Below are 13213 nucleotides of genomic sequence, written 5' to 3'. Positions count from 1 at the left end.
TTTCTGTTGAAAAAAGTGCGGGATTTGCGCATTATGAAGTGGTCAGGTAATGGTGCCTGACACTCAGGACCAAGAGGGACACCATGAGCTTCATGCTCCGCCTCAAGGTCCGGGTCGGCGGATGGATGATCAAGATCAAGATCTCCATCAGCCGGTAAGCCCCGGAGGGGCGCCGCCGAGGTACCAGCTCGGCGGCGCCTCCCGGCATAATCCCACGATCCGGGGGCAGCTTCAAGATGACCATGACCGCTTCGGACTTCACGGCCGCCCGCAAGACCCTGGGGCTGACACAGGCGCAGCTGGCCGACGCCCTAGGCATGGGCCGCCGCACCATCGTCGACATCGAGGCAGGGGCGAGCGCCGTCCGGCGCTGGCATGTTCTGGCGCTCGAACGCCTGTCGCTCGCCGCGGCCGCGGAACACCGCGACCCGATGCGCGCCGCGCCATCAGTGCGGCGCGAGGCCCTGGACCTCGCCGCGCTGATCCGCGGCGACAACTGACACTCGGGATGCGAGGCGTCAGAAACGAAAACGGCCCCGTGTGAGCGGGGCCGTTGGTCGTTCAGGGTGCGGGTGGAGCCGTCAGGGTCTCGATCTCAAATTCTGTTCCATGCACCGTTCGATGCATGCCGATATAACAGTTGTAGAAATCTTGATGGGTATATTGACCAATCGGTATGATTGCCTTGTGAAGTTTCTCACGTAGGCTGTTGTCCATGTGCTTAAGCACATGGGCGTAATCGACCTTCGTTCCATTTCTCGTTGTGATCATGATCTTCATGGCGTACCTCGCTGTCTTTCTATGGCTCAAATATGCGCCATTTCGTCGTTGACGTACAGCTATTTATGGCGCAAAAATGCGCCATAAATAGAAAATGGAGGCAACACATGACCATCGTGACGAGTGCAGCCGGGCATTCGCCGGAAGCGACTTCTCGGCGGCGAGGATAGCCGATGACAAATGAGGACTTCGTCGCGTATGCCCGCGTGCTTTTCGGCACCGCATGGCAGACGGCATTCGTCGAGGCGTCGGGCGTGAGCCGGCGCACGGTCACCCGCATCGTGACAGGAGAGGCGACCGTTTCGGCGCAGGTCGAGCGCGCCTTGGCCGAGGTCGCAGAGCGCCGATTGGCTGAAGTGACCGCTGTTGTCGAGGCGGTACGCACAAAGGAACACCGGTCATGACCGCCGCCTGTCTGACGCATATCACCATGCTCACCGACGACCGGCTCGCGCCGTGGGCGGTGATAGACCGTTAAAAATTCGGGCTGAGAAGCGGTTCTCAGCCCGAATTTTTACGATACGCGATTCGGAGTTCCAGAACCGCTGCCGGGACCGGTGAAATTAATATAACCGACTGATTTTTAATATATTTCCGATCGAAAATCGCCGAACTCCGAACTCCGAACCGATTTCGGAGTTCGGCCTCGACCACGCTTCATCACCGCCACTGTCGAGGCCCTCGCGTCAGCGGTCCCAGGCGCGGTTTTCTGAATGATCGTGGGCTGATAGCCAATGCAGGCCGATTGAGGCCCATTTGCAATCAGATGATACCCAGCCGCCATGCCCAGGCCCGGATTTAGGCCCCACTTTGCACGGCCCGCGCATCGCCCCAGCCCGTTACAGGGGCATTTTTCCGCCTCTTTTCAAGAGCCTAAGGCCACGCGAGCGCCCACATCCCCGAGTCCAGAAGGTAATCCCCCCCTACAGGCGGTGCTGTTTCCGGGCGCGGTATCCTGCTGCTTCAATCCGGCGCTGCTGCCCCTGCCGGTGCCGGTGTCGACCGCCGATTATCTCGCCGCCCGCCATGCCGTGGTGTCGCAGAGCGACGATCTGCGCGGCTGCGTGCACGAGGCGCTGGAGCGCATCGATGCCGATCTCGACGTGGTCACCGCGGCGCCCGACTTCCTCACCGTGCTGGCGACCGCGGCCGAGGCCCCGGTGATCGCCACCATCTCCAGCCGGGTCGCGCGGAAATACGCGCCCGGGCTGGGGCTGGTCGTCAGCCCGGTGCCGCTCGATCTGCACTTCCCGCCGGTGCGGATGGTCTGGCCGCTGCGGCTCGACAGCGACCCGGCGACGCTGTGGCTGCGCGGTCTGATCCAGGACATGCTGGCCTGATCGGGATCTGCGCCGGATGGCTGGTGGTCGGGCAGCAGGCTGGCAGTCAGGCGGCGCTGGCGTCGCGCGACGCGGCATGGGCGGCGATCCGGGCCTCGGCCATCGCGTCGGCGACCTCGGCGGTGGTGCGGCCGCTTGCCGCCGCCTCGGCGAAGATCCGCGCCATGGTTTCGGAAATGCCCTGCACGCGCGCGGTGGCCCGGCCGGCATCATAGCCTGCCGCGTCATGCTCGACCGCGATGTTGATCACGCCACCGGCATTGATCACGTAATCCGGCGCATACAGAATGCCGCGATCGGCCAGCACCCGGGCATGGCGCGGTTCCGCAAGCTGGTTGTTGGCGGCGCCGGCGACGATCCGGGCCCTGATCTCGGGGATGGTGCGGTCGTTCAGCACCCCGCCCAGCGCGCATGGGGCATAGACGTCCACCGGCTCGGCATGGATGGTGGCCGGGTCGGCGATACGCGCGCCGGTCAGCCGCGCCACCCGCGCCGCCGCATCCTGATGGATGTCGGCCACAACCAGCTTGGCGCCGGCCTCGTGCAGCCGGCGCGCCAGATCGGCGCCGACATGACCCAACCCCTGCACCGCCACGGTGACACCGGCAAGACCGTCATCTGCGCCCAATGATGCGCCGGCACCATGGGCCAGCGCCGCCTTGATGCCCAGAAACACGCCGAGCGCGGTGAAGGGCGACGGATCGCCGCTGGTGTCGGCCAGGCCCAGAACATGGGTGGTCTGGCGCCGGACCTGTGCCATATCCTCGGTGCCGATGCCGACATCCTCGGCGGTGATATAGCGGCCGGCCAGCCGGTCGACCACCCGGCCGAAGGCCCGCATCATCGCCGGCGTCTTGTCGCGGCGGGCATCGCCCAGGATCACCGCCTTGGCGCCACCGAAGGCCAGCCCGGCCATCGCGTTCTTGTAGGTCATGCCCCGCGACAGGCGCAGCGCATCGGTCACCGCCGCCGCCTCGTCGCCATAGGCCCACATCCGGCAGCCGCCGACACCGGGGCCAAGCACGGTTGAATGAATGGCAATGACCGCTTTTAGGCCGGTGTCCGGATCATGTCCGAACACAACCTGTTCATGACCATCAAAGGCCGTCGAAGAAAAAACGGACATGGTTCCCCCCTTGCGGCCACCATTTGACTGTGGCCGAATTCAATACATCGGATTTTTCTGATTGATCTTGGTCTGCTGAAAAATAATCTGTCACCGCACCGCCTGCGATTCAATCACTGTGCGGGACGCGGTTTAAAATAGAGGGAATCTTACGAAGCCTGACTTCGTGGGCATTTTCTGTCCGAAAGACACCGCATCGGCCGGTAATAAAATTACGCGACAGGTTGATCGATGGTCCGCCCGCCGTGGTCCGCCTGTCCGGCGGCCACGATCAGGGGTCGTGATCGGCGATGTCGTCCTCGACCAATCCAGGGTCGGCCCCGCGGCTGGCAACGTCGCGGTCCAGATTGGCGATCACGGCGGTCAGCATCCGGCGCAGGTTCAGAATCTCGCCGCTGTTCAGGCCGGCGATGGCCACCAGGTTGGTTTCAGCGGCAAGCGGCAGCAGTTCCGCACGCAGCGCCCGGCCCCGATCGGTCAGATAGACCAGGCTGCGCCGCCGGTCGCTGGTGTCACGCTCCCGATAGACCAGGCCGCGCCGTTCCATCAGGCGCAGCGCCGTCACCGTGGTCGGCTCCATCATGCGGATGCGCCGGCTCAGGTCGCGCTGACTGATCCCCTCTTCCTGCCACAGAATGCGCAGAAAGAACCACATGCCCATGGTGATTTCGGTATCCGAAACCCGCATCTGCATGGCGCGCAGGAACACCCGGTGGGCGTCGCGCACCAGATAACCGATGCTGTCGGTCAGGGCGAAGTCGTCGCCCGCTGCCGCCCGCTCATAAACCTCTGCGGCCGGGCGTGCCTCCGGCGGAAGCCGCTTTCCGTCGATAGACACCATAGGTTCATCCATTCCAAAGCCAATGCCGTCTCACGTTATGACGATAGCATGAGGAATGTTTCCGGAGATAGCGGCAGAGAACAGAATATGCAACTTGTGCGCGGTATCCGGCCGGCGGCCACCATCCGTCAGATCCGGCCCAGCAGGGTCCACCACACCAGATCCAGCGGCCAGATCAACAGCGGAGTGATCAGCCCCAGCGCCAGCATGGCGCGCGCCGCCGCGCGCTGGCCGATGCCCGACAGCCCCAGCGCCACGATCACAGGCGGCGACTGATAGGGCAGAAGCGCTGTGGAAAAGCCCAGCACCTGGGTCATCAGCACGGTATCAAGCGGCAGGCCGGTTGCCGCCACCATCCGCTCGGCAAGCGGGGCCAGGATCGCCGGGGTGCCGTGCAGTGACCCCAGCAACCCGACGACGGTCGAGATCAACCCCAGCTTGTAGACATTGGCGGCATCGGCGCCAGGCTCGAAGCCGGCAATGGCGATCATCACCGCCCCCATGGCATCGCCCAGGCCGCTGGCGGCGATGACGGCGCCCAGCGACAGCATGGCCGCGATGAACAGCAGGGTCCCGACCGGCAGGCCGGTGCGGATGAAATCCGCCGGCACCAGACGCAGGCGCGGGGTCAGGATCAGGGCTGCCGCGGCCAGACCGATCCAGGCCGGCTTCAACCCATGCAGCCAGTCGGTCGCCCACAGGGCCAGGGTCGCGCCCAGGATCACCGCCAGCCGGGTCAGCGCGCGTGGATCGGCCGGTGCCGTCTGCGCCATGGCATCGGCCGCAACCGGCGGCGGTGCCGGAAACAGGCGCACCAGCAACCCCACCAGCAGCGCCGCCTTCACCATGCCCAGCACCGGGAAATGCAGCAGCAGCCAGTCGCCATAGCCGAAATGATGATCGTACAGGGTGTCTGCCGCACCGGTCAGGATCATGTTCGGCACATTGGCCGGCAGGATGCCGAAGGGCGGAAAGAACGTGCCCAGCGCCGCCGCCAGCACCAGCCCGGTGCGGCCGGGATGCCCGGTCGGATAGCCGGCGCGATCGGCCAGCGCCAGGGCGATCGGCACCAGCAGCGCCACCCGCCCCACCGCCGCCGGCACCAGAAACGCCAGCGCCACGCCCGCCGCCACCAGACCTGCGATCAGGGCCGGATAGGACCGCCCGAAGGCGCCGGCCGCCCCGCGCGCCAGCCGGTCGGCCAGCCCCGCATGGCGCGCCGCCGCCCCGAAGACCAGGCCCGAGAGCACCAGCCAGAAGGCGCCGGAATGAAAGCCCGAGAACACCGTGTCGGGCGGCGCGGTGCCAAGCAGGGCGGCGCCGGCGAAAAACAGCACCGCCGCATAGGCCTCGGGCGTGGCACCGGTCGCCACCAGCACCAGCATCGCCAGCGCCAGCCCGCCGGCCTGCACGGCGGTGGCGGCATCGCCGGCAAACAGCGGTGCCGTCACCGCAAGCAGAAGCCCTGCCGCCGATATCATCGGCGGCAGGGCTGTTCCTATGGTCGGGCGGGTCATCGATGGGGTCGGGTCATGGGTGGTGGCGGTCAGGCGGCATCGCGCCGGGCGCGCATCGCCCGCGACACCCGGCCCACCGGCGGCCGGCCAAGCTGGTCGGAAATGAACCAGCCCGCCTCCAGCACCGCATCCAGATCGACGCCGGTGTTGATCCCCATGCCGTGCAGCATGTACAGCACATCCTCGGTCGCGACATTGCCGGTGGCACCCTTGGCATAGGGGCAGCCGCCCAGGCCGGCCACGGAACTGTCGACCACGGCGATGCCCTCTTCCAGCGCCGCCAGAATATTGGCCAGGGCCTGACCATAGGTGTCGTGGAAATGCACCGCCAGCCGGTCGCGCGGCACCACCGCCGACACGGTCTCGATCAGCCTGTGCACCCGGCCGGCCGTGCCGACGCCGATCGTGTCGCCCAGCGACACCTCATAGCAGCCCATATCCAGCAGGGCCTTCGAGACCTCGGCCACCTTCGCGGGCGCGATCTCGCCCTCATAGGGGCAGCCCAGCACGCAGGACACATAGCCGCGCACCTCGGCGCCGGCGGCGCGCGCCGCATCCACCACCGGCTGGAACCGGTCGAGGCTTTCGGCGATGGTGCAGTTGATGTTGCGCTTGCTGAACGCTTCCGACGCCGCACCAAACACCGCCACCTCGTCGGCGCCGGCCGCCAGCGCCGCCTCCAGCCCCTTGATATTCGGGGTCAGCACGGGATAGCGGGTGCCGGGGCGGCGGGTCAGCCCGGCCATCACCTCGGCATGATCCGCCATCTGCGGCACCCATTTCGGGCTGACGAAGGCGGTGGCCTCCACCGCCGGCAGGCCGGCCGCGGCCAGTTGCTCGATCAGCGCGATCTTGACGGCGGTCGGCACCACGGCCTTCTCGTTCTGAAGGCCGTCGCGTGCGCCGACCTCGACGATGCGGACATCCGACGGAAGGGCCATGGTTGTCTGTCTCCTCACTGTTCGGTCAAAGGCGCGCGCGGATCACTCTGTCGGCTTGAAGGCCAGCAGTTCGGCGCCATCCTCGACCAGATCACCGGCGGCATAATGAACCGCATCCACCGTGCCGTCGACCGGGGCCGCGATGGTGTGCTCCATCTTCATGGCTTCAAGCACGATCAGCGGCGTGCCCTTCTCCACCACATCGCCAGCGGCCACCAGCACCTGCACCACCTTGCCCGGCATCGGCGCCACCAGCCGGCCGCCGCCGGCCGCCTCGTCGCCGGTGAAGGCGAAGGGGTCGAAGCGTTCCACCATCGCATGCTCGTCGGCGGCCCAGACATGAACCCTGGCGCCGATCCCGGCCACCCGTGCCGTGAAGCGGTGACCGTCGACATCCAGCGTCATCCGTCCGCCATCGCCCAGGGTGGCGCGCACCGGCAGCGACGGCCCGTCACCCACCGCCACGGCATAATCGCCGCCCCGGAAATGCACCCGCACCTCGATCTCACGCTCGCCGTCGCGGAAATGGTCGTCGACATGGCTGACGGCGTTCATCCGCCAGCCATCGGCCGCGGCCCAGGGGCTGTGCGGATCGGTCGACGCCGCGGCCCGGCGGGTCACCTCGGTTCCCAGCACCAGCAGCCGGTGCAGTGCCGCGGTGATCAGCACCCGGTCCGACACCGGCTGCGGCCCGGGCAGCAGGTCGGCGCGATGGCGCTCGATGAAGCGGGTGTCGAGCTCGGCCGCGGCGAAGGCCGGATGCGCCGCCACCCGGCGCAGGAACGCCAGATTGGTCTTCAGCCCCGCCACCTCATAAGCCGCCAGCGCATGGCGCAGCTTCACGATCGCCTGGCCGCGATCGGGCGCATGAACGATCAGCTTGGCGATCATCGGGTCGTAATGGATCGACACCTCGTCGCCGTCGCGCACGCCGCTGTCGACCCGCACACCCTCGCCTTCCGGCGGCACCAGATGCGCCAGGCGCCCGGTCGCCGGCAGGAAGTCGCCATCCGGGTCTTCCGCATACAGCCGCACCTCGATGGCATGGCCGTCGATGGCAAGCTGGTCCTGAGCGAGCGGCAGGGGCTCGCCATCGGCCACCTTCAACTGCCATTCCACCAGATCCTGGCCGGTGATCGCCTCGGTCACCGGATGCTCGACCTGAAGCCGGGTGTTCATCTCCATGAAATAGAACGCGCCCGCGCCCTCGGCCGAGGCGTCGACGATGAATTCCACGGTGCCGGCGCCGACATAGCCGATCGCCTGGGCCGCCTTCACCGCCGCATCGCCCATGGCGGCACGGGTCTCAGGGGCCATGCCCGGCGCCGGCGCCTCTTCCACCACCTTCTGATGGCGACGCTGGATCGAGCAGTCGCGTTCGAACAGATACACGGCGTCGCCGCTCTGATCGGCGAAGACCTGGATCTCGATATGGCGCGGGGTCAGCAGATACTTCTCGATCAACACCCGGTCGTCGCCGAAGCTGGATGCCGCCTCGCGCTTGGCGCCGGCCAGCGCGCCCGCGAATTCCGCCTCCGACATCACCGCGCGCATGCCCTTGCCGCCGCCGCCGGCGGTGGCCTTGATCAGCACCGGCCAGCCGATGCGGCGGGCTTCCGCCAGCAGCAGCGCCTCGTCCTGATCCTCGCCATGATAGCCGGGCACCAGCGGCACCCCGGCTTTCTCCATGATCCGCTTGGCGGCGCTCTTCGATCCCATGGCGCGGATCGCATCGGCGGGCGGGCCGATGAACACGATGCCGGCATCGGCGCAGGCCTCGGCGAAGCCGTCATTCTCGGACAGGAAGCCATAGCCGGGATGCACCGCCTCGGCGCCGGTGGCCTTCGCCGCCTCAAGGATCCGGTCGGCCTTCAGATAGCTCTCGCGCGCCGGCGCCGGGCCGATCAGCACGGCCTCGTCGGCCATCTCGACATGGGCCGCGTCGCGGTCGGCCTCGGAATAGACCGCGACCGTGGCGATGCCGAGCCGGCGGCAGGTGCGGATCACGCGGCAGGCGATCTCGCCGCGATTGGCGATCAGGACTTTGCCGAACATGCGTTACGGTCCCCGATTTTTCTGAAGGTGGTGGTGGGCGTGCCACCCCTGTGCAACAGGACAGTGCGGATAGCGGTGCGGCGGGATCAGCCGCGCCAGGATGGCGGGCGCTTTTCCAGGAACGCGCCCAGGCCCTCGCGGCCCTCATCCGATGCCCGGCGGTCGGCGATGCGGGCGGCGGTGTCGGCCACCAGCGCGTCATCCACCGGCCGGCCGGCCACGGCGAAGGCCAGATCCTTGGCCGCGGCCATCGCCTCCGGGCCATTGGCCAGCAGCAGTTTCACCAGCCGCTCGCCGGCCGCTTCCAGGTCTTCGGCCGCCACCACTTCATGGATCAGGCCGATCTCGGCGGCGCGGTCGGCATCGATCGCCTCGGCGGTCAGAAACAGCCGCCGGGCCCAGCGCAGGCCGATGGCATTGATCACATAAGGGCTGATCACCGCCGGGATGATGCCCAGCTTCACCTCGGTCAGCGCGAATTTGGCCCGCGGCGTGGCGATCGCGATATCGCAGGCCGCCACCAGCCCCACGCCACCGCCATAGGCAGCACCCTGAACCAGCGCCAAAGTCGGCTTCGACAGATCGTTCAGCGCCCGGACCATGGCGCCGAGCGCGCCGGCATCGGTCAGGTTCTCGTCCCGGCTGTATCCGGCCATGCGCCGCATCCAGTTCAGGTCGGCGCCGGCCGAAAAGCTCTTGCCCTCGGCCGCCAGCACCACCACCCGCACCGCCGGGTCGGCATCGAGCCCCCGGAAGATCCGGGTCAGTTCCACGATCAGCTTGTCGTCGAAGGCGTTGTGCAGGTCTGGCCGCGCCATGGTGACGCGCGCGACGCCCCGGTCATCGGTCGCAACCACCACGGCAACGGGGGAGGTTTCGGTCATCACACGGGCATCCTCAGAAAGCACTGAACAGAGACGATGACGGCACGGCGGCGCATCACATCCGGAACACGCCGAAGCGGGTCGGCCCGATCGGCGCGTTCAGCGATGCCGACAGGCCCAGCCCCAGCACCCGGCGGGTATCGGCCGGATCGACGATGCCGTCATCCCACAGCCGCGCCGAGGAATAATAGGGATGGCCCTGCACTTCATACTGGTCGCGGATCGGCGCCTTGAACGCGGCCTCGTCGTCGGCCGCCCAGCTTTCGCCGCGCTTCTCCATCGCATCGCGCTTCACCTGCGCCAGCACGCTGGCCGCCTGCTCGCCGCCCATCACCGAGATGCGGGCATTGGGCCACATCCACAGGAAGCGCGGGCTGTAGGCGCGGCCGCACATGCCGTAATTGCCGGCGCCGAAGCTGCCGCCGATCAGCATGGTGAATTTCGGCACCTGCGCCGTCGCCACCGCCGTCACCATCTTGGCGCCGTCCTTGGCGATGCCGCCGCTTTCATATTTCCGCCCGACCATGAAGCCGGTGATGTTCTGCAGGAAGATCAGCGGAATCCCCCGCTGGGCGCACAGCTCGATGAAATGGGCGCCCTTCTGGGCCGATTCCGAGAACAGGATGCCGTTATTGGCGATAATGCCGACCGGATAGCCATAGAGATGGGCAAAGCCGGTGACCAGCGTCGTGCCATAGAGCGCCTTGAACTCGTCGAATTCCGAGCCGTCGACCACCCGCGCGATCACCTCGCGCACATCATACGGCCGGCGCGGGTCGCGCGGGATGATGCCGGCCAGTTCCGACGGGTCATAGGCCGGGTCGCGCGGGGCGGCCAGCGCCAGCGCGGCGGGCTTGCGCCAGTTCAGGCTGCCGACGATCCGCCGCGCGATCTGCAAGGCATGGGCATCGTTCTGGGCGTAATGGTCGGTGACGCCCGAGACCCGCGAATGCACGTCGGCGCCGCCCAGGTCCTCGGCGGTGACGATTTCACCGGTCGCCGCCTTCACCAGCGGCGGGCCGCCCAGGAAGATGGTGCCCTGGTTGCGCACGATGATGGTTTCGTCCGACATCGCCGGCACATAGGCGCCGCCGGCGGTGCACGACCCCATCACCACCGCGATCTGCGGAATGCCCATCGCCGACATATTGGCCTGATTGAAGAAGATCCGGCCGAAATGGTCGCGGTCGGGGAACACCTCGTCCTGCTGCGGCAGATTGGCGCCGCCGCTGTCGACCAGATAGATGCAGGGCAGCCGGTTCTGCATCGCCACTTCCTGGGCGCGCAGATGCTTCTTCACCGTCGCCGGATAATAGGTGCCGCCCTTCACCGTCGCGTCATTGGCGACGATCACGCATTCCACGCCCGCCACCCGGCCGATGCCGGTGATGATGCCGGCGCCGGGGATGTTCTCGCCATACATGCCGAAGGCCGCGAACTGCGACAGCTCCAGAAACGGCGAGCCCGGGTCGAGCAGCGCCCGCACCCGGTCGCGGGGCAGAAGCTTGCCGCGCGAGACATGGCGCTTGCGGGCGACCTCGCCGCCGCCTTCGGCGATCGCGGCCACCTTGTCGCGCAGGTCATCGACCTGGGCGCGCATATGGGCGGCATTGTCGCGGAACTCGTCTGAGCGGGTGTTGATCGCACTTCTGATCTGTCGCATGGCCAAGCAGGTTCCCGGACGTCTAGGAGCGGAGAAGGAGAAGAGAGCGGCGGGCCAAGGCCGCCACCGGCAGGCGGTCTGTCACCAGCCGCCGGTTTCAAGCCAGCGGTCGACCTGACCCAGCCGGTCGGCGCCGAAGAAGGGTTCGCCGTCGATCAGGAAGAACGGGCTGCCGAACACGCCGCGCGCAACCACCTGCTCGCCGGCGGCCCGCAGCCGCGCCTTGGTGTCGTCGGCGCCGATACCGGCCAGGCAGGCATCGCGGTCGAAGCCCACATCCGCCGCCAGATCGGCCACCATCTCTGGGGTGGTCGGGCCGGCATCGTGGATCTCGGGGCCCTGTGCGAACAGCCGGGCATAGATCGCCAGCGCCAGCCGCTTGGCCCGCTCCGGATCGACCGCGTCGGCCCAGTAGAAGCCGCGCGCGGCCGCCACCGGATGGAAGGGAAAGCTCGCCGGCATCCGGAAGGGCAGCCCGGCCAGCCGCGCCGAGCGGGCGAAATCGCGCAGCGCATACGGGCCCTTCATCGGATCGGCGATCGGCGGCTGCATGTTGGTCAGCTTGAACACCGCCCCCAGCAGAAACGGATGCCAGCGCACCGCGCGGCCGTGGCGGTCGCCGATCTGATCGATCTGATGGGCGGCGATGTAACCATAGGGCGAGGTGAAGTCGAAATAGAAGTCGATCGGCTCGGCCATGATCTGGGCGTTTCCTCCGCACCGGCGGGACGGGTCTTGCCCGCCCGTCTCCGCCTCGATGGTCTGATGGATGGGCCGGCAGTGCTGCCGGCGCGTCTTGTCGGATGCGCCCGTCAGCCCGCCAGCGACCGGGCGATCACCAGACGCTGAATGTCGCTGGTGCCCTCGTAAATCTGGCAGACCCGGACGTCGCGGTAAATCCGCTCCACCGGATACTCGGCCAGATAGCCATAGCCGCCGAGGGTCTGGATCGCCGCCGAGCACACCTTCTCGGCCATTTCCGACGCGAACAGCTTGGCCATCGATGCTTCCTTCAGGCAGGGCATGCCGGCATCGCGCATCTGCGCCGCCCGCACCACCATCAGCCGGGCCGCCTCGACCTGGGTCGCCATGTCGGCCAGGCGGAACGACACCGCCTGATGCTGGAAGATCTTCACGCCGAAGCTCTCGCGCTCCAGCGCATACTGCACCGCATAGTCCAGGGCCGCGCGCGCCATGCCGACAGACTGCGAGGCGATGCCGATGCGTCCGCCTTCCAGGTTCGACAGCGCGATCTTATAACCCTCGCCCGGCTGGCCCAGCATCAGATCGGGGGTCAGTTTCAGGTCGTCGAAGATGATCTGGCAGGTGTCGGAGGCATGCTGGCCCAGCTTCTCCTCCACCCGGCCGACCTTGTAGCCGGGGGTGTCGGTGGGGACGATGAAGGCCGAGATACCCTTTTTGCCCGCGGCCGGATCGGTGACCGCGAACACGATCGCCACATCGGCATTGGCGCCCGAGGTGATGAACTGCTTGGTGCCGTTCAGCGTCCACATGCCGTTTTCATAAGACGCCCGGGTCTTCAGCGCGCTCGCATCCGATCCGGCCTGCGGCTCGGTCAGGCAGAAGGCGCCGATCTTCTCGCCACGGGCCATCGCCGGCAGAAAGCGCTGCTTCTGGTCATCCGTGCCGAATTTCAGGATCGGCATGCAACCGACCGAGGTATGCACGCTCATGATGGTGGAAACCGCGCCGTCGCCGGCGGCGATTTCTTCGATGGCCAGCGCATAGGACACATTGTCGGTGCCGGCGCCGCCCCATTCCTCGGGCACGATCATGCCCAGCAGGCCGAGCGCGCCCATCTTGCCCAGCGCCTCCCGCGGGAAGGTGTGCTCGCGGCTCCAGTCGGCCGCATAGGGCTTCAACTCGCCTTCGGCAAAAGCCCGCGCCATGTCGCGGGTCATCTGCTGCTCTTCGGTCAGGATCATCGGTCCGGCTCCGGCACTGTCGGTCGCGCCCCGGCACTGCCGGGACGGACCAGGATCGTCTGACAACATCGCCCGCGAGCGGCTGACCGCGCGGGGGGACGGCACCGCCACCGCATGGCT

13 protein-coding genes are annotated in these 13213 nt (G+C 67.3%); 3 read left to right on the top strand and 10 right to left on the bottom strand.

All coding sequences use genetic code 11. The features are described from left to right. Positions 1-236 precede the first annotated feature (236 nt). A complete protein-coding gene (locus WG924_RS22520) occupies positions 237-500 on the top strand; it encodes a helix-turn-helix domain-containing protein (RefSeq protein ID WP_345935298.1) in 264 nt (87 codons plus the stop codon). 61 nt (positions 501-561) lie between these two features. Here WG924_RS22520 and WG924_RS22515 read toward each other — a convergent pair whose 3' ends face one another. Next, positions 562-780 carry a hypothetical protein gene (locus WG924_RS22515; RefSeq protein WP_345935297.1) on the bottom strand — a complete coding sequence of 73 codons (219 nt, stop codon included), beginning with the start codon at positions 778-780 and terminating at the stop codon, positions 562-564. Positions 781-953: 173 nt separating this feature from the next. On the opposite strand from WG924_RS22515, the gene WG924_RS22510 reads away from it, so the two are divergent. Both WG924_RS22510 and WG924_RS22505 read left to right on the top strand, forming a co-directional pair. Continuing rightward, the gene (locus tag WG924_RS22510) at positions 954-1184 is read left to right on the top strand and encodes a helix-turn-helix domain-containing protein (RefSeq protein ID WP_345935296.1); all 231 of its coding nucleotides are present in this window, start codon (positions 954-956) and stop codon (positions 1182-1184) included. A gap of 528 nt (positions 1185-1712) precedes the next feature. Next, entirely contained in the window at positions 1713-2120 is a 408-nt protein-coding gene (locus WG924_RS22505; RefSeq protein WP_345935295.1) for a LysR substrate-binding domain-containing protein, read from the top strand. Between the two features lie 46 nt (positions 2121-2166). On the opposite strand, the gene WG924_RS22500 is transcribed toward WG924_RS22505, so the two are convergent. The 9 genes from WG924_RS22500 to WG924_RS22460 form a co-directional block, all read right to left on the bottom strand. Beyond that, positions 2167-3246, bottom strand: a complete 1080-nt coding sequence (locus WG924_RS22500; RefSeq protein ID WP_345935294.1) for a Glu/Leu/Phe/Val family dehydrogenase — start codon at positions 3244-3246, stop codon at positions 2167-2169. Positions 3247-3517: 271 nt separating this feature from the next. Then, positions 3518-4087 (bottom strand): MarR family winged helix-turn-helix transcriptional regulator, encoded by a 570-nt coding sequence (locus tag WG924_RS22495; protein ID WP_345935292.1) that lies wholly within the window; start codon positions 4085-4087, stop codon positions 3518-3520. Between the two features lie 128 nt (positions 4088-4215). Further along, positions 4216-5604 (bottom strand): SLC13 family permease, encoded by a 1389-nt coding sequence (locus WG924_RS22490; RefSeq protein ID WP_345935291.1) that lies wholly within the window; start codon positions 5602-5604, stop codon positions 4216-4218. 29 nt (positions 5605-5633) lie between these two features. Beyond that, positions 5634-6545 (bottom strand): hydroxymethylglutaryl-CoA lyase, encoded by a 912-nt coding sequence (locus WG924_RS22485; RefSeq protein WP_345935290.1) that lies wholly within the window; start codon positions 6543-6545, stop codon positions 5634-5636. A gap of 42 nt (positions 6546-6587) precedes the next feature. Continuing rightward, positions 6588-8600, bottom strand: a complete 2013-nt coding sequence (locus WG924_RS22480) for an acetyl/propionyl/methylcrotonyl-CoA carboxylase subunit alpha (protein ID WP_345935288.1) — start codon at positions 8598-8600, stop codon at positions 6588-6590. A gap of 86 nt (positions 8601-8686) precedes the next feature. Then, on the bottom strand, positions 8687-9484 hold the full coding sequence (locus WG924_RS22475) for an enoyl-CoA hydratase/isomerase family protein (protein WP_345935287.1): 798 nt from the start codon (positions 9482-9484) through the stop codon (positions 8687-8689). Between the two features lie 55 nt (positions 9485-9539). Then, positions 9540-11147, bottom strand: a complete 1608-nt coding sequence (locus WG924_RS22470) for a carboxyl transferase domain-containing protein (protein ID WP_345935286.1) — start codon at positions 11145-11147, stop codon at positions 9540-9542. 81 nt (positions 11148-11228) lie between these two features. Next, the gene (locus WG924_RS22465; protein WP_345935285.1) at positions 11229-11846 is read right to left on the bottom strand and encodes a 2-hydroxychromene-2-carboxylate isomerase; all 618 of its coding nucleotides are present in this window, start codon (positions 11844-11846) and stop codon (positions 11229-11231) included. Positions 11847-11959: 113 nt separating this feature from the next. Beyond that, on the bottom strand, positions 11960-13093 hold the full coding sequence (locus WG924_RS22460; RefSeq protein ID WP_345935284.1) for an acyl-CoA dehydrogenase family protein: 1134 nt from the start codon (positions 13091-13093) through the stop codon (positions 11960-11962). Positions 13094-13213: the final 120 nt, after the last annotated feature.

The organism is Tistrella arctica (genome assembly GCF_039630945.1).
Lineage (GTDB): Bacteria > Pseudomonadota > Alphaproteobacteria > Tistrellales > Tistrellaceae > Tistrella > Tistrella bauzanensis.
This window is presented reverse-complemented; position numbering and strand designations above follow the sequence as displayed.

Coding starts and splice junctions, on each gene's coding strand:
- WG924_RS22520 (WP_345935298.1), top strand. CDS start 237: ATGACCATGACCGCTTCGGACTTCACGGCCGCCCGCAAGACCCTGGGG.
- WG924_RS22515 (WP_345935297.1), bottom strand. CDS start 780: ATGAAGATCATGATCACAACGAGAAATGGAACGAAGGTCGATTACGCC.
- WG924_RS22510 (WP_345935296.1), top strand. CDS start 954: ATGACAAATGAGGACTTCGTCGCGTATGCCCGCGTGCTTTTCGGCACC.
- WG924_RS22500 (WP_345935294.1), bottom strand. CDS start 3,246: ATGTCCGTTTTTTCTTCGACGGCCTTTGATGGTCATGAACAGGTTGTG.
- WG924_RS22495 (WP_345935292.1), bottom strand. CDS start 4,087: ATGGTGTCTATCGACGGAAAGCGGCTTCCGCCGGAGGCACGCCCGGCC.
- WG924_RS22490 (WP_345935291.1), bottom strand. CDS start 5,604: ATGACCCGCCCGACCATAGGAACAGCCCTGCCGCCGATGATATCGGCG.
- WG924_RS22485 (WP_345935290.1), bottom strand. CDS start 6,545: ATGGCCCTTCCGTCGGATGTCCGCATCGTCGAGGTCGGCGCACGCGAC.
- WG924_RS22480 (WP_345935288.1), bottom strand. CDS start 8,600: ATGTTCGGCAAAGTCCTGATCGCCAATCGCGGCGAGATCGCCTGCCGC.
- WG924_RS22475 (WP_345935287.1), bottom strand. CDS start 9,484: ATGACCGAAACCTCCCCCGTTGCCGTGGTGGTTGCGACCGATGACCGG.
- WG924_RS22470 (WP_345935286.1), bottom strand. CDS start 11,147: ATGCGACAGATCAGAAGTGCGATCAACACCCGCTCAGACGAGTTCCGC.
- WG924_RS22465 (WP_345935285.1), bottom strand. CDS start 11,846: ATGGCCGAGCCGATCGACTTCTATTTCGACTTCACCTCGCCCTATGGT.
- WG924_RS22460 (WP_345935284.1), bottom strand. CDS start 13,093: ATGATCCTGACCGAAGAGCAGCAGATGACCCGCGACATGGCGCGGGCT.